This is a genomic window from Bacillus sp. AFS018417, assembly GCF_002560985.1.
In the GTDB taxonomy this organism is placed as follows: Bacteria; Bacillota; Bacilli; order Bacillales; family Bacillaceae_G; genus Bacillus_A; species Bacillus_A rhizoplanae.
Genome location: NZ_NTTM01000023.1, coordinates 18,370 through 43,336, shown reverse-complemented (window position 1 = coordinate 43,336; position 24,967 = coordinate 18,370). Strand labels below are relative to the sequence as shown.

General features: G+C 38.0%; 30 protein-coding genes and 1 riboswitch. Of the genes, 21 read left to right on the top strand and 9 right to left on the bottom strand.

All coding sequences use genetic code 11. The features are described 5' to 3' along the window. The first annotated feature begins 112 nt into the window (after nucleotides 1–112). From CN326_RS10055 to yunB, 17 genes are all read left to right on the top strand, one after another. A complete protein-coding gene (locus CN326_RS10055; protein WP_098308853.1) occupies nucleotides 113–478 on the top strand; it encodes an arsenate reductase family protein in 366 nt (121 codons plus the stop codon). A gap of 41 nt (nucleotides 479–519) precedes the next feature. Next, entirely contained in the window at nucleotides 520–903 is a 384-nt protein-coding gene (gene gcvH / locus CN326_RS10050; protein ID WP_098308851.1) for a glycine cleavage system protein GcvH, read from the top strand. 210 nt (nucleotides 904–1,113) lie between these two features. Continuing rightward, nucleotides 1,114–1,458: a toprim domain-containing protein gene (locus CN326_RS10045; RefSeq protein WP_098308849.1), complete on the top strand. Its 345-nt coding sequence runs from the start codon at nucleotides 1,114–1,116 to the stop codon at nucleotides 1,456–1,458. A gap of 11 nt (nucleotides 1,459–1,469) precedes the next feature. Then, the gene (locus CN326_RS10040; RefSeq protein ID WP_098308846.1) at nucleotides 1,470–1,769 is read left to right on the top strand and encodes a thioredoxin family protein; all 300 of its coding nucleotides are present in this window, start codon (nucleotides 1,470–1,472) and stop codon (nucleotides 1,767–1,769) included. Nucleotides 1,770–1,911: 142 nt separating this feature from the next. Beyond that, complete coding sequence (locus CN326_RS10035; RefSeq protein WP_098308951.1) at nucleotides 1,912–2,256, top strand: hypothetical protein; 345 nt, start codon at nucleotides 1,912–1,914, stop codon at nucleotides 2,254–2,256. Nucleotides 2,257–2,382: 126 nt separating this feature from the next. Beyond that, nucleotides 2,383–2,490, top strand: a riboswitch (SAM riboswitch). A gap of 311 nt (nucleotides 2,491–2,801) precedes the next feature. Then, a complete protein-coding gene (locus CN326_RS10025) occupies nucleotides 2,802–3,827 on the top strand; it encodes a methionine ABC transporter ATP-binding protein (RefSeq protein ID WP_098308842.1) in 1,026 nt (341 codons plus the stop codon). Beyond that, on the top strand, nucleotides 3,820–4,485 hold the full coding sequence (locus CN326_RS10020; RefSeq protein ID WP_098308840.1) for a methionine ABC transporter permease: 666 nt from the start codon (nucleotides 3,820–3,822) through the stop codon (nucleotides 4,483–4,485). Before CN326_RS10025 ends, CN326_RS10020 begins: the two co-directional genes overlap by 8 nt. A 100-nt stretch (nucleotides 4,486–4,585) precedes the next feature. Next, a complete protein-coding gene (gene metQ, locus CN326_RS10015) occupies nucleotides 4,586–5,398 on the top strand; it encodes a methionine ABC transporter substrate-binding lipoprotein MetQ (protein WP_098308838.1) in 813 nt (270 codons plus the stop codon). Nucleotides 5,399–5,633: 235 nt separating this feature from the next. Then, on the top strand, nucleotides 5,634–6,419 hold the full coding sequence (gene sufC / locus CN326_RS10010) for a Fe-S cluster assembly ATPase SufC (protein ID WP_035433106.1): 786 nt from the start codon (nucleotides 5,634–5,636) through the stop codon (nucleotides 6,417–6,419). Nucleotides 6,420–6,434: 15 nt separating this feature from the next. After that, nucleotides 6,435–7,727 (top strand): Fe-S cluster assembly protein SufD, encoded by a 1,293-nt coding sequence (gene sufD, locus CN326_RS10005; protein WP_098308836.1) that lies wholly within the window; start codon nucleotides 6,435–6,437, stop codon nucleotides 7,725–7,727. Beyond that, on the top strand, nucleotides 7,727–8,947 hold the full coding sequence (sufS, locus tag CN326_RS10000) for a cysteine desulfurase SufS (RefSeq protein WP_098308834.1): 1,221 nt from the start codon (nucleotides 7,727–7,729) through the stop codon (nucleotides 8,945–8,947). The genes sufD and sufS overlap by 1 nt, the downstream gene beginning before the upstream one ends. Then, on the top strand, nucleotides 8,937–9,368 hold the full coding sequence (sufU, locus tag CN326_RS09995) for a Fe-S cluster assembly sulfur transfer protein SufU (RefSeq protein WP_035433100.1): 432 nt from the start codon (nucleotides 8,937–8,939) through the stop codon (nucleotides 9,366–9,368). Before sufS ends, sufU begins: the two co-directional genes overlap by 11 nt. A gap of 50 nt (nucleotides 9,369–9,418) precedes the next feature. Beyond that, nucleotides 9,419–10,816: a Fe-S cluster assembly protein SufB gene (gene sufB / locus CN326_RS09990; protein ID WP_098308832.1), complete on the top strand. Its 1,398-nt coding sequence runs from the start codon at nucleotides 9,419–9,421 to the stop codon at nucleotides 10,814–10,816. Between the two features lie 440 nt (nucleotides 10,817–11,256). Then, nucleotides 11,257–12,798, top strand: a complete 1,542-nt coding sequence (locus tag CN326_RS09985; protein ID WP_098308830.1) for a thiol-activated cytolysin family protein — start codon at nucleotides 11,257–11,259, stop codon at nucleotides 12,796–12,798. Nucleotides 12,799–13,091: 293 nt separating this feature from the next. Then, nucleotides 13,092–14,507, top strand: a complete 1,416-nt coding sequence (locus CN326_RS09980) for a bifunctional metallophosphatase/5'-nucleotidase (RefSeq protein ID WP_369680112.1) — start codon at nucleotides 13,092–13,094, stop codon at nucleotides 14,505–14,507. An 80-nt stretch (nucleotides 14,508–14,587) separates the two neighbouring features. Beyond that, nucleotides 14,588–14,890, top strand: a complete 303-nt coding sequence (locus tag CN326_RS09975; protein ID WP_098308826.1) for a YunC family protein — start codon at nucleotides 14,588–14,590, stop codon at nucleotides 14,888–14,890. Nucleotides 14,891–14,942: 52 nt separating this feature from the next. Next, on the top strand, nucleotides 14,943–15,680 hold the full coding sequence (gene yunB / locus CN326_RS09970; protein WP_098308824.1) for a sporulation protein YunB: 738 nt from the start codon (nucleotides 14,943–14,945) through the stop codon (nucleotides 15,678–15,680). Between the two features lie 43 nt (nucleotides 15,681–15,723). Here the strand turns inward: yunB and CN326_RS09965 are convergent, their stop codons facing one another. Then, nucleotides 15,724–16,716: a M23 family metallopeptidase gene (locus CN326_RS09965; protein WP_098308822.1), complete on the bottom strand. Its 993-nt coding sequence runs from the start codon at nucleotides 16,714–16,716 to the stop codon at nucleotides 15,724–15,726. Nucleotides 16,717–16,905: 189 nt separating this feature from the next. Between CN326_RS09965 and lipA the strand changes: the two genes are divergently transcribed. Both lipA and CN326_RS09955 read left to right on the top strand, forming a co-directional pair. After that, a complete protein-coding gene (gene lipA, locus CN326_RS09960) occupies nucleotides 16,906–17,802 on the top strand; it encodes a lipoyl synthase (protein ID WP_098308820.1) in 897 nt (298 codons plus the stop codon). Between the two features lie 94 nt (nucleotides 17,803–17,896). Beyond that, nucleotides 17,897–18,229, top strand: coding sequence for a DMT family transporter (locus CN326_RS09955; protein ID WP_098308818.1), 333 nt, complete (start codon nucleotides 17,897–17,899; stop codon nucleotides 18,227–18,229). 28 nt (nucleotides 18,230–18,257) lie between these two features. Here the strand turns inward: CN326_RS09955 and CN326_RS09950 are convergent, their stop codons facing one another. The 5 genes from CN326_RS09950 to CN326_RS09930 form a co-directional block, all read right to left on the bottom strand. Then, a complete protein-coding gene (locus CN326_RS09950; RefSeq protein ID WP_098308816.1) occupies nucleotides 18,258–18,725 on the bottom strand; it encodes a YbaK/EbsC family protein in 468 nt (155 codons plus the stop codon). A gap of 183 nt (nucleotides 18,726–18,908) precedes the next feature. Beyond that, on the bottom strand, nucleotides 18,909–19,133 hold the full coding sequence (locus CN326_RS09945; protein ID WP_176524581.1) for a hypothetical protein: 225 nt from the start codon (nucleotides 19,131–19,133) through the stop codon (nucleotides 18,909–18,911). Next, the gene (locus CN326_RS09940) at nucleotides 19,120–19,686 is read right to left on the bottom strand and encodes a histidine phosphatase family protein (RefSeq protein WP_098308814.1); all 567 of its coding nucleotides are present in this window, start codon (nucleotides 19,684–19,686) and stop codon (nucleotides 19,120–19,122) included. The genes CN326_RS09945 and CN326_RS09940 overlap by 14 nt, the downstream gene beginning before the upstream one ends. A 120-nt stretch (nucleotides 19,687–19,806) precedes the next feature. Continuing rightward, nucleotides 19,807–20,583 carry a YhfC family intramembrane metalloprotease gene (locus CN326_RS09935; protein ID WP_098308812.1) on the bottom strand — a complete coding sequence of 259 codons (777 nt, stop codon included), beginning with the start codon at nucleotides 20,581–20,583 and terminating at the stop codon, nucleotides 19,807–19,809. 322 nt (nucleotides 20,584–20,905) lie between these two features. Next, nucleotides 20,906–21,481, bottom strand: coding sequence for a YhcN/YlaJ family sporulation lipoprotein (locus tag CN326_RS09930; protein ID WP_098308810.1), 576 nt, complete (start codon nucleotides 21,479–21,481; stop codon nucleotides 20,906–20,908). A 370-nt stretch (nucleotides 21,482–21,851) separates the two neighbouring features. Between CN326_RS09930 and CN326_RS09925 the strand changes: the two genes are divergently transcribed. Further along, complete coding sequence (locus CN326_RS09925; RefSeq protein WP_098308808.1) at nucleotides 21,852–22,154, top strand: YutD family protein; 303 nt, start codon at nucleotides 21,852–21,854, stop codon at nucleotides 22,152–22,154. A gap of 54 nt (nucleotides 22,155–22,208) precedes the next feature. On the opposite strand, the gene CN326_RS09920 is transcribed toward CN326_RS09925, so the two are convergent. The 3 genes from CN326_RS09920 to glpX form a co-directional block, all read right to left on the bottom strand. Then, nucleotides 22,209–22,709, bottom strand: a complete 501-nt coding sequence (locus CN326_RS09920) for an RNA-binding S4 domain-containing protein (RefSeq protein ID WP_098308806.1) — start codon at nucleotides 22,707–22,709, stop codon at nucleotides 22,209–22,211. Nucleotides 22,710–23,080: 371 nt separating this feature from the next. Further along, complete coding sequence (locus CN326_RS09910) at nucleotides 23,081–23,347, bottom strand: DUF3055 domain-containing protein (RefSeq protein WP_098308804.1); 267 nt, start codon at nucleotides 23,345–23,347, stop codon at nucleotides 23,081–23,083. A gap of 15 nt (nucleotides 23,348–23,362) precedes the next feature. Next, on the bottom strand, nucleotides 23,363–24,334 hold the full coding sequence (gene glpX / locus CN326_RS09905) for a class II fructose-bisphosphatase (protein ID WP_098308802.1): 972 nt from the start codon (nucleotides 24,332–24,334) through the stop codon (nucleotides 23,363–23,365). Nucleotides 24,335–24,482: 148 nt separating this feature from the next. Here glpX and hepT point away from each other — a divergent pair, with 148 nt between their 5' ends. Beyond that, entirely contained in the window at nucleotides 24,483–24,923 is a 441-nt protein-coding gene (hepT, locus tag CN326_RS09900; RefSeq protein ID WP_098308800.1) for a type VII toxin-antitoxin system HepT family RNase toxin, read from the top strand. Nucleotides 24,924–24,967 lie beyond the last annotated feature (44 nt).

Sequence of the window (24,967 nt, the reverse complement as noted above, 5' to 3'; positions counted from 1 at the left end):
AATAAAAGATTTTGCAGGATAAAAGAAATTCTTAGCGAATTAAGTTAAAGTTTGAAATGAAAAAATATTTTCTATATGATAAGGTAAAGGTTAGTGAAAAGTAGGTGAATGTATGCCAGTAACATTTTATTCATATCCAAAATGTGGAACATGCCAAAAGGCAAAAAAATGGTTAGAAGCAAATGATGTAGCATATGAAATGATTCATATTGTTGAAAATCCACCTTCTAAGGAAGAACTTCGCAGTTTATATGAAAAAAGCGAATTGCCATTAAAAAAATTCTTTAACACAAGTGGAATGCGTTACCGCGAGCTTGGTTTAAAGGATAAGCTAAAAGATGCAAGTGAAGAGGAAATGTTGGACATGCTCGCTTCTGATGGCATGTTAATCAAACGACCAATTGTAACAGGCAGTAATCATGTAACAGTTGGCTTTAATGAAGAGCAATTTGAAAGCGTGTGGAAAAAGTACCGATAAGGTATTTTTACATAATTAATACATTCATTGGAGGTACAGACATGAGCATTCCAAAACAATTACGTTACTCTGAAGAACACGAATGGGTAAAAGTTGATGGCAACCAAGTTGTTATCGGTATTACAGATTTCGCACAACACGAATTAGGAGATATCGTATTCGTAGAACTTCCTGAAGTTGGTGCAACAATCGAAGCTGACGAGCCATTCGGAAGCGTAGAATCTGTTAAAACAGTTTCTGAGCTATACGCACCTGTAGCAGGTAAAGTTGTAGCAGTAAACGAAGAATTAAACGACAAGCCAGAGCTTGTTAACGAATCTCCATACGAAGGTGCATGGATGATTAAAGTTGAGATTGAAGATGCAGGTCAAGTGGATAACTTATTAACTGCAGAACAATACGAAGAAATGATCAATCAAGACTAAGATGGAAAGGGCAGCTAATAGCTGTCCTTTTTTATTTATGTCAGCTCTAGTAGCTAGAATGTTCGGTGGCTTCACTTCTTCCTCACATTCTGAACGAGCCACTTCCGCTTTTATTCACAAAAATAAACAGGAAACAACATTGAAATATCGAATATACTATATACTAAAGGTAAGGTTGTATCATAGTATATGGTGATCGGGTGATGCCAAGTGGTCTATGTGGAAAAAGTAATTATTGTTGAAGGTAAATCAGATAAGAAGAAGATTGAAACGATTATTAGAGAACCGGTGGAAATTGTTTGTACAAATGGTACAATTAGTTTGTCGAAAATGGATGAACTTATTGATCAGCTGTACGATAAAGAAGTGTATGTGCTTGTGGACGCAGATGATGCAGGAGAGAAGCTACGCAAACAATTTCGCCGAGAATTTCCACATGCTGAACATATTTATATTGATCGTTCGTATCGTGAGGTTGCAACTGCACCATCAAATCATTTAGCGAACGTTTTATGGGGAGCTGACATTGACGTTTATACAGAATTTTTACGGTAAGGAATGGTAGAATGATCGATTTGACAGGAAATGAAGCTGTAACTGCAGTTGAAAATCAAGATAAAACGGTGTTATACGTATATACGCCAATGTGTGGTACGTGTCAACTTGCTAAAAAAATGTTAACAGTTGTTGAAGCTGCATTACCTCATTTGGAAATTGGGATGCTAGATTTAAATTACGCACCGCATTTTGCGCGGGAGTACGAAATTGAAAGTGTTCCGTGTTTACTTATATTTGAGAAAAATCAACTTATGAAGAAAATATATGCATTTCAATCTGTGGAATATTTATATATGGAATTACAATAGGCGGCAAATACTTTGCCGCCTCGACATATTTCTTGGGAAATATAAGTAACAAGTGATTTTTTGTCGAGAGAAAGATACAGGAGAGCTCGTTATAGAAATGGAATGGTATTATGTAGAACGTGATATGAGGAGTGTGACGGAGATGAAATTGTATTCACTGCTTCAATCATTTGTAACATATGCCAATACGCAGTATCATTTAGAACCGCTACTGCCGCGATTTGAGCGGGCTGTTTGTTTTATTTTTCAAGATGAGCGTTATTCCTTGAAAATTTCAAGAGATAAAATTGAGCTTACGAATGGTGCACTGGGAACGGAAGAACTTGTTTGTTTTCGAGAAGATGACCTGCAGTTATTAATTACAGGACAAGTTCGTTTGCAGTCACTATTGCGTAGAAAGGCCATTACATATAGAGGGACATACCAAACAATGTTATTATTAGAATCTGTATTTCATATTTGTAAACCGCTACGAGTTGGTGCTTAAATTTCAGAAAGTTTCTTCTTTACGAAAATTTCTGTTGACATCTATTCCATGCGTTGATACAATTCAAAACATGAAATAATGAAAACTTCATAACGACAAAATCAGACGAAATTTATATCTGATTTTCTCTTATCAAGAGAGGTGGAGGGACTGTGCCCGATGAAACCCGGCAACCGTCAACTTATGTTGAAATGGTGCCAATTCCTGCAAAGCGAATGCTTTGAGAGATGAGAGGAAAGGATAATAGTAATTTATGTATATAAACCTTTCTGCTCATTTTAAAGCAGAAAGGTTTTTTTGTTGTTTCAGTGTAGGAGGACGCTCAAACAACAACTTCATTTATCCCGCATTAACGGGCAGTAAGCCCCCACCGGAAGGTTCAGAGAGAGGCAAGGAAGATAGGTGGGGGATAACTACCCGTAAAAGCCCGATTGGTTCAACTAACCATCAGTGAGAGATGAAAAAACTCTCCACTGATGGAAGTTTCACTTTATCGGTATAGCGGAGAGCCGCTTACACTTTTTAATTAAAAAGGGGTGACATCAATGATTGTGTTAGAAAATGTAAAGAAAATATATCGCTCCAAAAACGGCGATGTTACTGCTGTTGATAATGCGAATTTACAAATAGAAAAAGGTGAAATTTTCGGTGTTATCGGATATAGCGGTGCCGGAAAGAGTTCCTTAATTCGCTTGTTTAATCAATTGGAGAAACCAACGTCTGGAAAAATTACTGTTGGAGAGCGTTTGATTTCAGCAATTAGAGGAAAAGAACTGCGAGAAGCGCGTCAAGAAATCGGGATGATTTTCCAGCATTTTAACTTGCTTTGGTCACGAACTGTTCGTGAAAATATTGCTTTTCCGCTTGAAATTGCTGGAGTGACAAAAGAGAAAAGAACACAGCGTGTAGATGAATTAATTCGTCTTGTTGGTTTAGAAGGGCGAGGAGATGCGTATCCATCTCAGCTGAGTGGTGGACAAAAGCAGCGCGTTGGGATTGCGAGAGCATTAGCAAATAACCCGAAAGTATTATTATGCGATGAAGCGACATCAGCACTAGATCCAGAAACAACAGATCAAATTTTAGATTTGCTTCTCGATATTAATAAACGCCTCGGTTTAACGATCGTACTCATTACACATGAAATGCACGTTATTCAAAAAATTTGTAACCGCGTTGCTGTTATGGAAAAAGGAAAGATTGTTGAAAGCGGCAGTGTGTTAGATGTATTTCGTAATCCGCAGCAAGACATTACAAAGCGTTTTGTTAAACAAATAACAGATTCTGAAGATACAGATGAAGCAATTGAACAGTTAGTAGAGAAATACCCGGAAGGAAAAGTCGTGAAACTGCAATTTATTGGTGAAGCGGTGGAAAGACCAGTTTTGCAAGAGTTAATGAAGCAAGATGGAGTGGAAGTGAGCATTCTGCAAGGGAATATTGCTCAAACAACAAACGGGGCGTATGGAAGTTTAATTGTTCATTTAAAAGGTGACGAAGATGTGGTTGCAGAGGCAGTTGCAACGATTCAACAAGAGCAAGTAGAGCTGGAGGTGATTGCACATGGATAATTTGTTTCAAAATGTCGATTGGACAAAAATGTTAGAGGCTACGCAAGAGACGTTATACATGACGGCAATTGCTACACTTGCAACGTTTGTATTGGGTCTTATTCTTGGATTAGTACTGTTTCTCACAGGAAAAGATAATCTATTGGAGAACAAACCAGTCAATATTGTAATTGGCGCGTTTGTGAATATTTTCCGTTCTATTCCGTTTATTATTTTAATCATTTTACTGATTCCATTTACGAAGTTTCTTCTTAATACGATTCTTGGAGCAAGTGCCGCATTGCCAGCATTAATTGTTGGAGCAGCACCGTTCTATGCGAGAATGGTTGAAATTGCACTTCGTGAAATTGATAAAGGCGTTATTGAAGCATCGAAAGCGATGGGAGCAAAGACGAGTACAATTATCTTAAAAGTATTGATACCAGAATCTTTGCCAGCACTTATTTCGGGTATTACGGTAACGGCAATTGCACTTGTAGGCTATACAGCGATGGCTGGAGTTGTTGGAGCAGGCGGTCTTGGTACACTTGCTTATTTAGAGGGATTCCAACGCAATAATGGCGATGTCACTCTCATGGCAACAATTCTTGTGCTTATTATTGTATTTATTATTCAAATGTTTGGTGATTTTCTTACAAAGCGACTTGATAAAAGGTAAAGAGAAGCTAGTTATTATTTGGATAAAGAGTTTTCGTTTCGTACGAAAACTCCATATAGATTTTATATTTTGAATATTAAAAAAGAGAGGATGTTATAACATGAAGAAGGTATTATTTTCAGCACTTCTTGCTGTATTTGTGTTTGCATTAGCTGCTTGTGGTGGCGGCGGAAAAGATGAAAAGAAACTTGTAGTTGGTGCTTCTAACGTACCGCATGCAGTTATTTTAGAAAAAGCGAAACCACTATTAGAGAAAAAAGGTATTAAATTAGAAATTCAACCATTCCAAGACTATGTATTACCAAACAAAGCGTTAGCTGATAAAGAAATTGATGCTAACTATTTCCAACACATTCCGTATTTAGAGAAAGAAATTCAAGAAAAAGGGTATAACTTTGTAAATGCAGGGAAAATTCATTTAGAGCCTATGGGTATTTACTCTAAGAAATATAAAAGTTTAAAAGATCTTCCGAATGGTGCAACAGTGATTATGAGTAATAACGTAGCAGAGCGTGGACGTATGTTAGGACTTCTGCAAAAAGGCGGCGTTATCAAACTTAAAGATGGTGTAGATATCGTAAAAGCGACAGAAAAAGATATTGTAGAAAATCCGAAAAACTTGAAATTTAAAACAGATGTTGAGCCAGGGCTTACACCGAAATTATATGAAAACAATGAAGGCGATGCATTATTCATCAACTCAAACTACGCAATTGACGCAAAATTAAATCCGACAAAAGATGCAATTGCACTTGAAGGATCAGACTCTCCTTACGCAAATATTATTGCTGTTCGTAAAGGTGACGAAAACAGAAAAGAAATTAAAGCACTTGTCGAAGTATTACACTCAAAAGAAATTCAAGATTTCATTAAGAAAGAGTACAAAGGAGCTGTACTTCCTGTAAGTGAATAAGATGAAAAAAGGGCTGGGATTTTTCAGCCTTTTTTCTTTATATAAGTAGGAAGAAAGGTGTATCATAATATAATGTGCAGAAAATACCTGCTCGTATTTGTAGAAAAATTGTTACATTTTTTCAACGTTTGCGATATCATTTTATTTGATATAAAATTAGAATGAGAATAAAATGAGAATGTGAACGTTTTAGGAATTTTTAAAATGTATATAGATGATTAATGGAGGTATTGAGATGGCTGGTTCTACATTAACGATTAAAGATTTACATGTATCAATCGATGGCAAAGAAATTTTAAAGGGTGTAAACCTTGAAGTAAAAGGTGGAGAAATCCACGCAATTATGGGACCTAACGGAACGGGTAAATCAACTTTATCTTCTGCAATTATGGGTCACCCAAAATATGAAGTAACACAAGGCAGCATCATCATCGACGGTGAAGATGTATTAGAAATGGAAGTAGATGAGCGCGCACAAGCGGGTCTATTCCTAGCAATGCAATATCCAAGTGAAATTAGCGGAGTAACAAACGCTGACTTCTTACGTTCTGCAATTAATGCACGCCGTGAAGAAGGCGATGAAATTTCTCTTATGAAATTTATCCGTACATTAGATAAAAACATGGAATTCCTAGAAATGGATCCATCAATGGCACAACGTTACTTAAACGAAGGTTTCTCTGGCGGTGAGAAAAAACGTAATGAAATTCTTCAATTAATGATGATTCAGCCAAAAATCGCAATCTTAGACGAAATTGACTCTGGTCTTGATATCGATGCATTAAAAGTTGTATCTAAAGGTATTAACGAAATGCGCGGCGAAGATTTCGGTTGCTTAATGATCACGCACTACCAACGTTTATTAAATTACATCACTCCAGATCATGTACACGTTATGATGAATGGTCGTGTTGTGAAATCTGGCGGTCCTGAGCTTGCACAACGTTTAGAAGCTGAAGGTTATGACTGGATTAAAAAAGAACTAGGTATTGAAGACGAAACAGAAGAGCAAGAAGCGTAAGAGAGGAGCATAAACATGACAATTGGTACATTACCTTTCGATCAAGATTCTATCCGTCAGCATGCAAGCGAAGCGAACGAAGCTGCTTGGTTGACTGAGTTCCGCTTACAAGCTCTTGCAAAGGCAACTGAACTTCCAATGCCAACGCCTGATAAAACAAAAATTGATAAATGGGATTTTATCGGCAAAGGTCACACTGCAAAGCAAGAGCCTGTAAGTTCTTTAGAAGAACTTCCAGAAGCAGTGAAAAATTTAATTGACGAAAATAATAGCGTTCTTGTAGGGCGTAGCGGTACAACTGCATTCGTTTCTTTATCAGAAGAGGCGAAAACAAAAGGCGTTATTTTTACAGATATCGTAACAGCTGCAACTGAGCATGCTGAACTAGTACAAAAGTATTTAATGAAAGACGGCGTGAAAGTTGACGAACATCGTTTAACAGCGCTTCATGCTGCACTAATCAACGGCGGTGCGTTCGTATACGTTCCGAAAAACGTTGTTCTTGAAACACCACTTCAAGCTGTATTCTTAGTAGACGGTGAAGAAGCAAATGTATATAACCATGTATTATTTGTAGCAGATGCAAACAGCTCTGCAACATATGTAGAAAACTACGTGGCAAATGAAAATGTTACTGGTATTGCAAATATCGTGGCAGAAGTAATTGTAGAACAAGGTGCACAAGTGAAATTTGGTGCAGTTGACTTATTAGCAAAAGATGTAACATCTTACGTAAACCGCCGCGGCGTAGTTGGACGAGATGGACGTTTAGAGTGGGCATTAGGTCTTATGAACGATGGAAACACAATTTCTGAGAACGTAACAAACTTAATGGGCGACGGTTCATTTGCTGATACAAAAACAGTAACAATTGGCCGTGGTAACCAAACACAAAACTTTACAACAAAAGTTGTTCACTTCGGTAAACATTCTGAAGGCTTTATCTTAAAACACGGTGTACAAAAAGATAGCGCAACATCTATCTTTAACGGAATTGGTAAAATCGAGCACGGTGCTTCTAAATCAAATGCACAGCAATCTTCTCGCGTTCTGATGTTAAACGAAAAAGCACGCGGCGATGCAAACCCAATTCTTTTAATCGATGAAGATGATGTAATGGCAGGTCACGCAGCTTCTGTAGGACGCGTAGATCCTACACAACTATACTACCTAATGAGCCGTGGTATTCCGAAGAAAGAAGCAGAACGTTTAGTCATCCATGGATTCTTAGCACCTGTAGTAAATGAGCTTCCAATCGAAGGAGTAAAAGCACAGCTTGTTGAGGTAATTGAAAGGAAAGTTCGCTAATGGATATTCATGAAATACGCAAACAGTTTCCAATTCTTGATCAAAAGGTGAACGGCAAACAACTTGTTTATTTCGATAGTGCGGCAACTTCTCAAAAACCAATTCAAGTTATTGAAACGTTAGAACGTTATTATAAAGAATATAACTCTAACGTTCATCGCGGTGTTCATACGCTCGGTACGAAAGCAACCGATGCGTATGAAGGTGCACGCGAGAAAGTTCGTAAGTTTATTAATGCGAAGTCTATGGAAGAGATTATTTTTACGCGCGGTACAACAACAGCGTTAAATACAGTCGCGGCAAGCTATGGTATGGAACATGTAAAAGAAGGCGATGAAATTGTCATCTCTTACATGGAGCACCATAGTAACATTATTCCTTGGCAACAAGTTGCGAAGAAAACAGGTGCAACATTAAAATATCTTCCGCTTCAACCAGACGGGACAATTTCATTAGAAGATGCTCGTCAAACGATCACGTCAAATACGAAAATCGTAGCTATTATGTACGTATCAAACGTACTTGGAACGATTAACCCTGTAAAAGAAATTGCAGAAATTGCACACCAAAACGGAGCAATCATGGTCGTTGATGGTGCACAAAGTACACCGCATATGAAAGTGGACGTACAAGATTTAAACTGTGATTTTTACGCTTTATCCGCTCATAAAATGTGCGGACCTACAGGTATTGGCGTATTATATGGTAAGAAGGAATTGCTTGAAAATATGGAGCCAATTGAATTTGGCGGTGAAATGATCGATTTCGTAGACTTACAAGAGTCTACATGGAAAGAGCTTCCTTGGAAATTCGAAGCAGGTACACCGATTATCGGCAACGCAATCGGACTTGGAGCTGCAATTGATTTCTTAGAAGAAATCGGTCTTGATAATATTGAAAAGCATGAACATGAATTAGCGCAGTATGCTTTAGAAAGACTATCAGAAGTAGACGGTGTTACAATTTATGGTCCAAAGCACCGTGCAGGTCTTGTTACATTTAATATTGATGACGTACATCCACACGATGTTGCGACAGTATTAGATGTAGAAGGTATTGCGGTTCGTGCAGGTCATCATTGTGCACAGCCGTTAATGAAGTGGCTCAAAGCTTCTTCTACAGCACGTGCAAGCTTCTATTTATATAACACAAAAGAAGAAATTGATACATTTGTCGAAGCGCTGACGAAAACAAAGGAGTATTTCACAAATGTCATTTAATAATTTAGATACGTTATATCGCCAAGTTATTATGGATCATTATAAAAATCCGCGTAACCATGGCGTATTAGAAGATAGTGTTACGGTTAATTTGAACAATCCAACTTGCGGTGACCGCATTCAACTTACAATGAAAGTAGAAGACGGTATTGTTCAAGAAGCGAAGTTTGAAGGAGAAGGCTGTTCCATCTCTATGTCTTCCGCTTCTATGATGACGCAAGCCGTAAAAGGAAAGAAAATTGAAGAGGCACTTCAGCTTTCAAAAATTTTCTCGGATATGATGCTAGGAAAAGAGTATGATGACAGCATTGATTTAGGAGATATCGAGGCATTACAAGGTGTATGCAAATTTCCAGCGCGTATTAAGTGTGCAACATTAGCTTGGAAAGCGTTAGAAAAAGGCTTGAACGAAGAGAAGTAATGCAAATGAGTTCCTAAATACGAAGTTTATCCAAGGAGGGACATACGAACATGGCGAAGCAGCTGCCAGATATCGGCGATTATAAATATGGTTTCAAAGATAAAGACGTTTCGATTTTCCGTGCTGAGCGCGGTTTAACAAAAGGAATCGTAGAAGAGATTTCACGTATGAAAGAAGAACCACAGTGGATGTTAGACTTCCGTTTAAAATCACTGGATCACTTCTATGAAATGCCAATGCCACAATGGGGCGGAGACTTAAATGATTTAAATTTCGATGAAATTACGTACTACGTAAAACCATCTGAGAAATCTGAGAAGTCTTGGGATGAAGTACCTGATGAAATTAAAGCAACGTTTGATAAATTAGGTATTCCAGAAGCAGAGCAAAAATATTTAGCGGGTGTATCTGCACAGTACGAATCTGAAGTTGTATACCACAACATGAAAGAAGACCTAGAAGAGCTAGGAATCGTCTTCAAAGATACAGATAGCGCATTAAAAGAGAACGAAGATATTTTCCGTGAGCATTTCGGAAAAGTAATTCCGCCAACTGATAATAAATTCTCAGCATTAAACTCTGCAGTTTGGTCTGGTGGATCATTCATCTACGTTCCAAAAGGTGTGAAAGTAGAAACACCGTTACAAGCGTATTTCCGTATTAACTCTGAAAATATGGGACAATTCGAGCGTACGCTTATTATCGTAGACGAAGGCGCACACGTACACTACGTAGAAGGTTGTACAGCACCTGTTTACACAACAAACTCACTTCACAGTGCGGTAGTAGAAATCATCATTAAGAAAGATGCATATTGCCGTTATACAACGATCCAAAACTGGGCAAACAACGTATACAACCTAGTTACAAAACGTGCAGTTTGTGAAGCAAACGCAACGATGGAATGGATTGACGGTAACATCGGATCGAAATTAACGATGAAATACCCAGCTGTTATCTTAAAAGGCGAAGGCGCTCGTGGTTTAACATTATCTATCGCGATTGCTGGTAAAGGCCAACACCAAGATGCTGGTGCGAAAATGATTCATTTAGCGCCAAACACATCTTCAACAATCGTTTCTAAATCGATTGCTAAACATGGTGGTAAAGTAACATACCGTGGTATCGTACACTTCGGACCAAAAGCGACAAACTCTCGCTCTAACATCGAGTGTGACACATTAATCATGGATAACCAATCTACATCTGATACAATTCCTTACAACGAGATCAAAAACGATCATGTATCACTTGAGCACGAAGCGAAAGTATCAAAAGTATCAGAAGAACAATTATTCTACCTAATGAGCCGCGGTATTTCTGAGCAAGAAGCAACAGAAATGATCGTAATGGGCTTCATCGAGCCATTCACTCGCGAACTTCCAATGGAATACGCAGTAGAAATGAACCGTCTAATCAAATTCGAGATGGAAGGTTCTATCGGTTAATTTAAAAGCGGAAGCGCCCTGTTTACAGGGCGCTTTTTTACTTGGAAGCAAATATATCAGCCGTTTCTCCCGATATATTGGAGTTATTCTTGAAATAACGGTGCTTTGACACGATATAAAGTGAAACTTCCATCAGTGATGCTTTTCTTACTGATGGTATAGGCTTGAAGATGTTAAGAAGTAAAAAAGGATCGGGTGCATGAAAGTAGCTGAAAAACTATCTGAAAAAATTTTATCAATATACAAAAATCAAAATTTTATGATATAATTTTTTGAAAAAAGGAGGTTAGTTTTTAGAGAATTCTAAATTTTATTGAGGGAATAAAATTTCTAGTATGTTTATTAGTTAGTTTATGCACTATTAATTATTCGTTTATTTCCTTCGCTGAAACTTAAACAAGTAATTCAGCTGATGCAACAAAATTATTCTAAAAAAGGAGTTGAATTTTTTGAAAATTATAAATAGCGTCAGAGGAATAAAGTTTCTAGTATGTTTATTAGTTAGTTTATGCACTATTAATTATTCATTTATTTCCTTTGCTGAAACACAAACAGATAATTCAGCTGATGCAACAAAAAATGCTAGTGGAATTGATACTGGCATAGCAAATTTAAAGTATGATAGTAGAGATATTTTAGCAGTAAATGGTGATAAAGTTGAGAGTTTTGTGCCGAAAGAAGGTATTAATTCAAATGGTAAATTTGTAGTGGTTGAACGTGAGGAAAAATCACTTACAACCTCGCCGGTGGATATCTCAATTATTGATTCTATGGTTAATCGTACATATCCAGGAGCAGTACAACTTGCAAATAAAGCTTTTGCGGATAATCAACCTAGTTTATTAGTAGCCAAGAGAAAACCTTTGAATATTAGTATAGACTTACCTGGCATGAGAAAAGAAAATACAATAACTGTCCAAAATCCAACATATAGTAATGTGTCTGGAGCAGTAGATGATTTAGTATCTACTTGGAATGAAAAGTATTCAACAACACATACCTTACCTGCAAGAATGCAGTATACAGAGTCTATGGTTTATAGTAAATCTCAAATAGCAAGTGCTCTTAATGTTAACGCTAAATATCTTGATAATGGACTGAGCATTGACTTTAATGCGATTGCAAATGGAGAGAAAAAAGTGATGGTTGCGGCATATAAGCAAATATTTTATACCGTAAGTGCAGAACTACCTAACAATCCATCAGACCTTTTTGATAATAGCGTTACTTTTGAAGAGTTAACTCGTAAAGGGGTAAGTAATACGGCTCCGCCTGTTATGGTGTCAAATGTAGCTTACGGCAGAACAATTTATGTAAAATTAGAAACAACTTCTAAGAGCAAAGATGTACAAGCTGCCTTTAAAGCCTTACTTAAGAATAACAGCGTTGAAACAAGTGGACAGTACAAAGATATTTTTGAAGACAGTACCTTTACCGCTGTAGTACTAGGCGGAGATGCAAAGGAGCATAACAAGGTTGTTACAAAAGATTTTAATGAAATACGAAATATAATTAAAGATAATGCAGAATTAAGTCCTAAAAATCCAGCATATCCAATTTCATATACTAGCACTTTCTTAAAAGATAATGCGGTTGCTACTGTTCATAACAATACAGATTATATCGAAACTACATCTACAGAATATTCTAGTGCTAAAATGACGCTTGATCATTACGGTGCATATGTTGCTCAATTTGATGTATCTTGGGATGAATTCTCGTATGATGAAAATGGAAAAGAAGTATTAACCCATAAAACTTGGGAAGGAAACAACAAAGACAAAACTGCTCATTTCTCTACAGTCATACCACTTCCACCGAATTCAAAAAATGTAAAAGTGGTAGCGAGAGAATGTACAGGTCTTGCATGGGAATGGTGGAGAACTGTTATTAATGAACAAAATGTTCCATTATCAAAAGAAATCAAAATTTCAATTGGAGGAACGACATTATACCCAAGTGCTAGTATTAGTTATAATTAAAGGTAATGTATATGTCAGAAGCGCCTTGTTTACAGGGCGTTTTTTTCATGGGCGCAAATATAACGGTGCTTTGACACAATATAAAGACCTTCTGAAGAAGTTCGATAGGCGAGAAGCTTTTGTTAATTACAATCATGCTGCATCTTCTCCTTAACTTTTAAAGAAGAAACTTTTGCTTTTTCCATTAATGAGAGTACAATGTAAAATAGCAAGAAAAGACGAAAAGTATTTACAGGATTCGAGCTTGCATATAGCGTAAACAAGAAGTATGGAATTGAGAGGAGGTTTTTTCTCTGAATATAGATACGGAAGTAACAATTCATCTTTATCATACAAATGATATACATAGTCATTTTGAAAATTGGCCGCAAATTTCTCGGTTTGTTGTAGAAGAGAAAAAGCGTCGTCTTGCTGCTGGTGAAGCGGTCTTTACATTAGATATTGGCGATCACGTTGATCGCTTTCATGTGATTTCTGAGGCAACGAACGGAAAAGGAAATGTGCAGCTATTAAATGAAGCGTTGTACGATTATGTAACGATTGGGAACAATGAAGGGATTACACTTGCGAAGGAGCAACTGGATCATTTATACGACGATGCAAATTTTGAAGTGCTCGTTGCCAATTTATTTGAAACAAATCAAACACGTCCTAGCTGGGTAAAACCATACGTGCTGCAAACACTTGATAATGGGGTTACAATTGCTTTTATCGGTTTAACAGTGGCATATCCTGACTTTTATGCGAAGTTAGATTGGCATATTGAAGATCCGTTTCTACATTTGGAAACAATTTTAGAAGAGGTACGTTCAAAGGCGGATGTCATTGTTGTATTATCTCATTTAGGAAAGAATGCAGATGAATATATGGCAGAGCATTATGATATAGATGTTATTTTAGGTGCACATACCCATCATTTATTTGAGCGCGGTGTATTAGTGAATGGAACGCTTCTCTGCTGCGCAGAGAAGTGGGGACATTATGTGGGGCATGTGCAAATAACGGTGGACTTACAAACAAAGCAAGTGACGAAAAAAGATGGACGAGCAATTAGTGCGAAGCGATTAGGCGCATATGGAGAGCCCAATATTTTATTAGGAGAGCTTGAACAAGAAAGTAAGTTCATCATGGCAGAGCCTGTTGTAAGTTTAAAGGAATCGTTAGAAATAGATTGGTTTCAGGAAACGAAATTTGCTCATATGCTTGCCGAATCCCTCCGAGAATGGTGCGATGCTGAAATTGGTATGGTGAATGCTGGTGTATTACTCGAAGGATTACAGGAAGGTATAGTTACCCGAGGAGATATTCATCACATTTGTCCACATCCGATTAATCCATGCCGCTTGCAAGTGAAAGGGAAAACATTGCGAGATGTTATTTTGAAAGCACGACGTCCAAACATGGAACAGCTTGAAGTAAAAGGTTTAGGTTTTCGCGGGAAAGTCATGGGGAAAATGATGTATGCTGGCGTAGAAGTTGTGCCAGATACGATTCCGGGTAATAAAATTTTACTCGAAGACGTAATCATTAACGGGGAATCATTAGATCTAGAACGAATCTATACAGTAGGAACGATTGATATGTTCACATTCGGTTACTTATACCCAGAGCTTGCGGTCGTGCCAGAAAAAGAATATTATATGCCGGAATTGCTCCGTGATGTTTTGAAGGATACATTAATGAAATGTGCATCATCTGTAAAATTATAGCCTACTGATTACAGTAGGCTTTTTGTATTCACATTCTTTTTTCTACTCTCATACAGATAAAGGAGAGAGGAGTGTGAACTATGGTTAATATAGAACCAATTATAATAAATGAATGCACGTTTATAGCAGTGAGTGTAAAGCTTCCAAAGACAAATTTGTTAGCAGTTATGAGTGATAAAGGATATATTATGTGCGGGGCGTTAGATGTGGGATTGTTAAACGAAAAGTTAAGCGATCGCGGCATTCTTGCAGGGCGCGCTGTTGGCGTAAGAACGATTGAACAGTTGTTAGAAGCACCACTTGAATCGGTTACGATTGAAGCAGAAAGGTTAGGAATTACAACTGGCACAATTGGAAAAGATGCACTGCTAAAAATGATCTAAATATATCGTCCCTCTTTTTTGCATATACATGTGTAAGAAGGAGGGATTTGTTATGCGTGCGTTTCGCCCCCGGACTTCTCGGTTTCGGAAAGGACCACTGCCATTTCGGTACGTATTGCTTATTTCATTTGCTATTTTTATTATACTAACCTTACAAGGATTGTGGCTTGTGAACAAAAGCATTCAGCCAACATTAATGAAATATGCAGAAATGCAGACGAAGCAAACTGCGACAGTTGTGATGACGAAGGCTGTGAAAGATAGGATTGCACAAGGGATTAATGTTGACTCATTAATGAAAGTTCAAACGGATAAGAATGGAAAAGTATCTACAATCGATTTAAATACAGAAGCAGTGAATGAGATTTTAACATCGACAACAACGTACATAGAGAAATATTTACATCAAGTCGAGAAAGGGGATACGAAAGGGTTAGGATTATCAGAAGATGACGGAACTGCACTATCTGTTCCTCTTGGTAGAATTACGGATAATGCATTGCTTGGTAACATAGGACCAGATATTCCAATTACGTTTACAACAATCGGTCATGTATCCACAAATATTAAACAAGATTTTCAGCAGCAAGGAATTAACAATACGGCTATTAAAATTGTGATGGAAATTGAAGTGGCTCTTCAGGTTATTATTCCGTTTCATACGAAGGAAGTAACTGTGAAGCAAGATATTCCAGTAGCCACGCGCATTATTCAAGGAGAAGTGCCTGGCTATTACGGAAGCGGCGGAGTTGTTGTACCGGAGAAGAAGGAGAAAAAAGCGGATAACTGAGGTTATCCGCTTTTTCATATTTTTCATAACCGCCGCACTGCGGTTATCTTTTTGAATTCATTCGTTCTTTCCGCTCCCATAAGCTTAAATGCATGTACGGATCAAACGCCCATTCTGTATAGCCGTTATCTTTATACAATCCAAAGTGCAAGTGAGGCGGGAATTTACCTGCTGTTCCAGGCGGACCATAACCAGTGCTGCCGACAAATCCAATGACAGTTCCAGGCTCGACGATTTGTCTAAGCTGTATTTCTTTGGAAAATCCGCCTAAATGTGCGTAGTAATGGTAGTTATTATATAAGTCACGAATACCAATGCGCCAGCCGCCAAGACGATTCCAACCTTTCGTTTCAATAATGCCATAGCAAGTAGAACGAACAGGTACACCATAGCCGGCGAAAATATCTGTTCCTTCATGCATACGCCGTCCGCCAAAGCTTCGTTTAGCACCAAATGTACTGCGGTAACTATGATCGCTGCGAACAGGCAGAGGGAAAGCGTTACCTTCCAAATTAATCCGATTGTAATGTTTGTACATACGAGTATAACCTAATATTAACTCTACTGTTTTAGCCCGCTGATAATATTCCCACAACATAATTTTTAGCTGTTCTCGATTTGTCCCACGTTTCCCTAATATGGTAGCCATTGTATAGAGAACATCTTTTTCATTATTTGCGTCTGCCAATCCATCGTTGTCTCCGTCTAACCCCATGCCTCCAAATAAGGAGATTGTGTACGGTTTTGTATCATGGGGGTCTGGATTTGCTGGTCCGGACCATACTTCTGGTTTGAAGTAAATAGAGATAATGGCATCTGGCTTTTTCGGAATATCGCGGCGAACAGCACGGATATTTCGCTCGTATTGATCGATGGCAGCAAAGTAGTACCATGGAATAAGAGAGAATGTCTCCATTTCTTTATATAATGTCATTCGCTTCATGTATATATCTTCTTGTTTGTTTTCTTGCCCGTATACAATGTTTGTTTGAAGAAGAAAACAGATAGAAAGCAGAAGGAAAAATTTTCGATGCACGGCAGTAAGCTCCTTTCGAAATCACTACCTTTAGTGTGGGATATACACGATATTTCATTATAAGTAATAATTGGAAGGAATTCTTAGAATCTTCATTTGAGCAAATCGCTTTCATGCGATAGAATAGATATGTTACATTGAAAGAAGCGAACATGGTAAACTATTTCATATTGTGCGGAGTTGATGAACATGACAAAACAAACAGAATACAAGCGCAAGCCCGAGTGGTTAAAAATTAAATTAAATACAAATGAAAACTATACAGGCTTAAAGAAAATGATGCGTTCTAAGAACCTTCATACCGTTTGTGAAGAGGCAAAGTGTCCGAATATTCATGAATGCTGGGCTGTTCGTAAAACAGCAACATTTATGATTTTAGGTGCAGTTTGTACACGTGCATGCCGCTTCTGTGCTGTTAAAACAGGCTTACCAACGGAGCTTGATTTACAAGAGCCAGAACGCGTAGCAGATTCTGTAGAACAAATGGGTTTAAAACACGTTGTTATAACAGCAGTTGCACGTGATGATTTGAAAGATGGAGGGGCAGCTGTTTTTGCGGAAACAGTGCGCGCAGTTCGTCGTAAAAATCCATTTACGTCTATTGAAGTTTTACCATCTGATATGGGCGGAGTAGAAGAAAATTTAAAAATGTTAATGGATGCACGTCCTGATATTTTAAACCATAACATTGAAACGGTACGTCGATTATCTGACCGAGTTCGCGCTAGAGCAAAATACGATCGTTCTCTAGAATTTTTACGTCGTGCTAAAGAAATGCAGCCTGATATTCCGACAAAATCAAGTATCATGCTTGGGCTTGGTGAAACAACGGAAGATATTATCGAGGCAATGGATGACCTACGTGCAAACAACGTTAATATTTTAACGCTTGGTCAATATTTGCAACCGTCTAAAAAGCATTTACCAGTTATTAAGTACTACACACCAGCAGAATTTGCAGAGTTAAAAGAAATTGCACTTAGCAAAGGATTTAGTCACTGTGAGGCTGGTCCGCTTGTACGTTCTTCTTACCATGCAGATGAGCAAGTACAATCTGCAAAAGAAAATACAGTAGAAGCAAAATAATGAGGAAATCCCTCTTAGTGAATCGGCTAAGGGGGATTTTTTTTGAACAAGATATCAGTGTAGAAAATACGATAGAGCATAAAGGGGGAAGTCTATGAAAGGATTTGTTTTTTTAGCGCTTGCAATTGTGAGTGAAGTATTTGGGACAACGATGCTGAAGTTGTCAGACGGATTTACGAAAGTATGGCCAAGTATCGGTGTTGTTCTTGGTTTTACATCTGCATTTTATTGTTTATCCCAAGCGTTGCAATACCTTCAACTTAGCACTGCTTATGCGATTTGGTCTGGAGTTGGTACAGCGCTAACGGCATTACTTGGTGTTCTCATTTGGAAGGACGCTTTTACATGGCAAACGTTCGTTGGCATAGTGCTTATTATTGGCGGAGTTGTTGTATTAAATATGTCGGGTTCGGGTGCACATGGATGAAAAAAGAACTGAAATTTTCAGCTCTTTTTCATTCATATTCTAATACGGTATTTCCACATGTGGATAACACTTTACGTAATTCTTCTGTGGATAAAGCAATTGTAAATTCAGGGACACCAGGTGAAATCAATATTTTTTCGTATTGATAGATAGAAGAATCCACAATAATTGTTACATCCTCTGTATAGCCAAAAGGAGCAACACATCCTGGGAGGCATCCTGTTGTCGTTCTTAGTTCATCAGGTGAACAAAGAGAGACGCTTGTACCGATCATATTTTTCATTTGCTTCATATCAAGGCGAGTTCCTTCTAATGTAAAAAAGACATAGTAAGCCCCGGATTTCGTTTTTAAAAAGAGACTTTTACTTGGTTCACCATCTAAACCGAGACGTTCCCGAATCATTCGATCTGTTTCATAATTTAAAACAGGTTCATGTTCAAATTTCTCATATAAAACATTCGTTTTATGTAGTAATGAGATGACTTCTTCGTACATTGGAATACAAGCTCCTTTCTTTTCACTTATCGAGTGTTTTCCATAATTTTTTGAATTTTTTTGTTTACCCCGCACTAACGGGCAGTAATATTTAGCGAAAGAAAAGAAGTACTAATTGCCCGTAAGAGCCCGATTGGTTCAACTAACCTTTTGGAGAAGAGCACTCCAAAAGGAAGTTTCATTTTATACACATATGTCCTGGAGCTGTAATGGGGCGTATTCAGCTGGAAGGTATTCAATACATACTTTTCCATTTACGTCTAACTTTTTGAAGACAAGTCCTTCTCCCATTCGCTGTTGCAACCATGCTTTCTTTTGCAAAACTCCGTGTGCCATTCTTTTGTCAGATATAGCACAGCAAATATGTTCTGATTCTAGATTATCAGTAGTTACGTTAATTCGTTTCACAATGTATTCCCCACAATCTGTGGATAGTCGCTGTACCATGTTCTAACGTAATTTCGTATACGTCTGGATTGCTTAAGCTTTCCCATGTGGAAAAACCAACGTTTTTGTCAAAAAGCCTTAAAATGAGCGTGAACAAGTTACCATGTGTAACGAGCATTGTTACTTTTTTCGTATCTTCTTGTAATATGCTGTGGATAAGTGGCTGTACTCTCTCCGTCGCTTGGCGCGTCGATTCTCCGCCAGGAAATGCGACATCTATTTCTATAAATGTTTGCTCTAGCATTTGTAGCCAATTACTCATTGGAGCGCCGCTCAGTATACGCTCAGTTAACCGCACATCCTCTTGAATAGGGAGCTGCATATGTGACGCGTAAGGTGTAATGGATTGAACAGCACGAGTAAATGGGCTAGAGATAATGTTTTCGATAGGGAGCTGTTCTGTGATGAGAAAATCTGCAAGAGATTTAGCTTGTTGCTGACCTGCTGCTGTAAGTGGTGCATCATGTTCTTGCCCAGTTGCAGTGCAATGGCGGACAACAATTAATTTCTTCATGATTTATCCCTCACTTATGAATAGACGAATTTGTACGTACTTCGACAAATAGAGTGAGGAATCCTCCTTTCTCTAGTTATTGGTAACTGAAATCAAAATAAAAAGCTAAGCCGATTCGGCTTAGCTTGCATGTTCTGCTAGGAATTTTGTTTTCATTTTACGAATTAGGATGTAAGCACCAATGCCAAACAGTATCATAATTCCTTCCGTTACGAACAAATTGATTTGTCTGCGTTGGTAAAGCGCTGCGAAAAAGTCAACAAACGAATGAAGAAATACTGCCAGCCCTACAAACATATACTTCTTATGCTTTACGCCATATAAGACAAGCATTGTAAGAGCAATTTGCATGATAAAAGCAACGATCCGCTCTACTCCGCCAAGTAAATAGAAGTAAGGCGGAGTATGTAGTAATGCATCTTGGACAGCGCTGAGCTGAGGTACCTTTTCAATCATTTTGGAGAAGGTTCCGTTATTAATAGAGAAAGCAAATACAAGACTTTGCACTCCGGCAGTCGCCCCAATTAATAATGATTCAATCCCTCCGTGACCGATTCCATAAGCAAGGCCGTCTTTATACTCCTGGTACTTCTTGAGTAAAAAGAAAAAGGCGATAAAACGTGCAAGTTCTTCAAAAATACCAGCAGTTAATCCGCCATATATAGCATAGATAAACGGATTTTTTAGTAGCTCAGTTGCTGCTGGATTTCCAAATACATAGACATGTAACGTTTTTTCTAAAATTTGTGAGAATCCCAAAAAGAATACAATCCCGACACCGACAATTTTTAAAGAGATTCCATACTTCTTTCGACAGTAAACGAGAGCAATGATTGGGATAAGAACTGAAATAGCAATTTGCACAATCATACTTCCAATTGTTGCATTTGAAACCATACATTTCACCACTTTCTAATATATATACTATTTCTATTATGCAGGAAAAACGGTGAAATGTTTAGTAAATAACCTGAGAGTATATTCTCAGGTCATTTAATGTATCCTGTTATTAGTAATAATTTAGCAACATTAAAGGAGTGCTAACTGCCGGCATGCGCCCGATTGGTTTGGGAAAGAGCACTCCAAAAGGAAGTTTCACTTTACCCCGCACTAACGGGCAGTAATATTTAGCGAAAGCAACGAAGTGTTAACTGCCCGTAAGAGCCCGATTGGTTCAACTAACCTTTTGGAGAAGAACGCTCCAAAAGGAAGTTTCACTTTACTTCATTGTGTTAGGCAGTGTAGTATTTTGCGTGTTGTTTAAATGCGGATTTTTGCTCATTTCATGCTTGAGCATATCGAGTGTTTGTGCATATTCTTTATCATTTAATGTGCCGGATTTGAGTCCTTGAATTTGTGATATTAATTTTTGATCTGTTGATACATATGCTTTGTAATAGCGGGGAACAACGGACAATGCTGCTTTTTGTACTTGATCAGCGACTAGAGCCGGATCTGTCGTGTTTGCTCGGTATACAACAAATACTTCATCATCTGTTACAAGTGTTGCGGCATTTATAACGTCTGGAAGTTTCACTGTTATATCTGTAATCATTTCTGCTAATCGTTCCTTGTTAATCGTACCGACTTGGCGATTCGACACTTCATCTTTTTGTTTTTGAGAATAGCCGACTCTTGTCAGCATTCGGTTTGGCACGTCCTTCCCGTATATGTCTTTATGCTCAGACACAAGTACGCGGCTTCCTTCTTCCTGTTTCATTTCCGCTTTGTTGTTTGTTTGACATCCAGCAAAGATGGAAAGGGTGAGAAGGGATAGGAGCAGTTGTTTTTTCATGATTGTTTCCTCCTTATTGATCTCGCTATTTGCGGGCAGTAATACCCACATCTCAAGATTCAAGGAAAAACGAGGAAGGTAGGTAGGGGATAACTGCCCGAAAAAGCCTAATTGGTGAGAGCTTTATTCATCCCGCCCTAACGGATAGTAAGGCTCCCCCTCAAGATTGTGAGAAGTCAAAGAAGATAGGAGGGAGATAACTGTCCGTAAGAGCCCGATTGGTTCAACTAACCTTTTGGAAAAGAACGCTCCAAAAGGAAGTTTCACTCTATAGCATTTCCCACTTAGGAGGTTTTTTGTATTTGAAATTGTTGGTTTTGTGGCTTTATGATACGATAAAAAGAAGAAAGAATAGGAAAGGGAATGGAAGATGGAGCAGAAGCAGGAGATTCGCACTACAGTTTACGTGAATAATATCCACTATGAAGTCATACAAGAAAATCGAAATGGATTTAATGAAGAAGCATTTAAAGCTCGTTACGCAGAAATTTTAAATAAATATGATTATATCGTGGGTGATTGGGGGTATGATCAGCTACGATTACGCGGCTTTTTTGACGATAGCAACCAGCGTGCAACGTATGATACGAAAATTAGTACGTTATCGGAGTATTTATACGAGTATTGTAATTTTGGATGTGCATACTTTGTACTGCGAAAAGTGAAGAAGTAAAAGAATTCCTCTTACACCGTTGTAAGAGGAATTTTTTTAACATTGTTATATCAATTACAGGTATATAGAAATACAATCGCCAGCTGAAAGTTTGGCATTTTGCTTAATGCGTTGACCGTTTAAGTGAATAGATCCGTCTTTAATTTTCTTTATGATTACCGTACGGCTCCATTCTGAAATATAGGTCGCGAGTGCTTTGTCGATGCGAAACAATCCATGCACGGATTCTAATAGGATGGTTAGTTCCGTCAATCCTGCGTTTTCATAGGGCAGGATTGAAATGTTGTGTATCGTTTCTTGGCTTTCTTTTTGAAGCATATCGACTGTTTCAACATGTTCAGAATACGTTTTATAAATGTGTAATTTCTTATTCCATGTATGTTCTTTTTCGCATTTGTAAATCGCAAAACGATAAATGTTTTTACCATTCGCGTTATGTCTACGAATATGTGTATCAGTAAACAGGACTGTATGACCACAATTTTTACAATGTTTTTCTACAGTATCTTCTAATTCTGTCTTATATAAATTCCAAGAAAGTTGTATGTTCTGCATTTTCCTTCACCTCGTATTTAGATAAAGGAACGTGGGACATCTATTTGGATGTCTTGCAGTATGAAATATAGAAAAAAGAGAAAAATAAAAGAAGATTCCCCTGTGAGGAACCTTCGTAACAATCATACTACAGATGTGCTACGTTCCTTTGTAATGGGAATTGGGCAGACTACTCCCCTGAAAAAAGCGTTGTGCTTTTTTGAGAGTAATACTATCCAGTTGCTGCTCCATTACAAAGTATATGTTGGCATACGTAGTGTAACATCCTTTCTATCCAAATAAATTTGTCGTTATTATATCACATTAAACTGAAAATTCGAAATATATAACATAAAAAATCACCAACTCTGTTGTAAGTTGGTGATTTAAATTTACATCAGTTCAAATAAAAATGAACGTAATTCTTCTGCATTTTCTTCTGAAATAGAAAATGCATGTTCTAAGTAGCCGGGTTCTTCTAAGTCGTCACGACCGATAATGGCAAATTTATTGCGCTGTATATCAAGGACGATAGTTTTACCATAATGACGGTCAGAATACAAAAGTGCTAAATCGTGGCGCTCGTTTTCTCCCATAAAGCTTACGAAACGCGTTTTTGTTTCCACTGTATCATCGTAAAGAAAAAAACGTTCTCCCATGAACATGACTCCTTTTTAAATATCTAAATTTAAGTGTGGTTTATGATCTAAATGGTGGTGCGTTTTAATAAAGCGCACTGTTCTTGTTTTATAGCGCATAACGATAGAATATGTTTCTGCTAAATCTCCGCCAAGGAATTTCACACCATCTAATAACTCGCCAGCAGATACACCTGTTGCTGAGAAGATTGCATCGTCACCGGATACTAAATCATCTAGCATAAGAAGTTGACGTGGGTCTTCTAAGCCCATGGCATGGCAACGTGCTTCTTCTTCTTCATTCATTGGAACGAGACGTGCTTGCATTTCTCCGCCAAGACATTTGAGTGCAGCAGCAGAGATAACGCCTTCCGGAGCACCGCCAGTACCGATAAATAAGTCGATTCCTGTTCCAGGAAGGGCTGTTGCGATAGATGCACCAACATCACCGTCACCGAATAATTTTACACGTGCACCTTTTGCACGTACTCGTTCGATGATGTCTTGATGACGTTCACGCTCTTGTATGATAACTGTTAAGTCACGAATTTTTTTATTGTTTGCTTCGGCTACAATTTCAATTGTCTTTTCAATTGGATCATCTAAGCTAATTTTACCAGCTGCATTTGGACCAACTGCGATTTTTTCCATGTACATATCAGGAGCGTGTAGAAGGTTTCCTTTATCAGCGATAGCGATAACAGCCATTGCGTTTGCAAGACCTTTTGCTACGATATTTGTTCCTTCTAATGGATCAACAGCGATATCTACTTCTGGACCGTTTCCTGTTCCAAGCTTTTCACCAATGTAAAGCATTGGTGCTTCATCAAGTTCCCCTTCTCCAATCACAACAGTGCCTGCCATGTTCACAGAGTCAAACATCGTACGCATTGCAGTTGTTGCAGCATCATCTGCTTCATTTTTCTTACCGCGACCCATCCATTGTGCGGATGCAAGGGCTGCTGCTTCTGTTACACGGACAATTTCTAATGCGAGTTCACGTTCCATGGTGCCATTCCTCCAATTCCGAAAATCATACACGTATAACTATAACAAAGAATGGGAAAAAGGTGAATTCGAAAAATTGTCGATTTTTTTCGAATAAAGGGGTACAATTGGGAATGAAAATGCTTTAATTTCCAGGTAGGTGACATATATGTACTTTGTAGACCGTAAAAAAATTGAACAAATGTTACAGTGTTTAGAGAAAGTTGTTGCAGCATTTCAAACAAAACAAGAGTACCGCGGAGCGCTTGATGAATATGCATTAGAGCGCATGGCACATCTTATGATTGATTGTATTTTAGACGTAGGCAATGCCATGATTGATGGATTTATTATGCGTGATCCAGGTAGTTATGAAGATATTATTGATATTTTAATGGATGAAAAAGTGGTTACGAATGAAGAAGGAGAGCGTTTAAAAGAAGTCGTTCGTCTTCGTAAAATGATTGTGCAGGAATATGTAAATATGAACCATACAGAAGTGTATGATACAGTACAAAAACATATTGATATGATCAAACAATATCCTGCCAATATTCGCCGTTATTTAGAGCAAGAACTTGGTCCTGTATCTGCATTTGCAGGAGAGTAAAGTGAAACTTTCATCAGTGAGGGATTCATCCCCACTGATGGAAA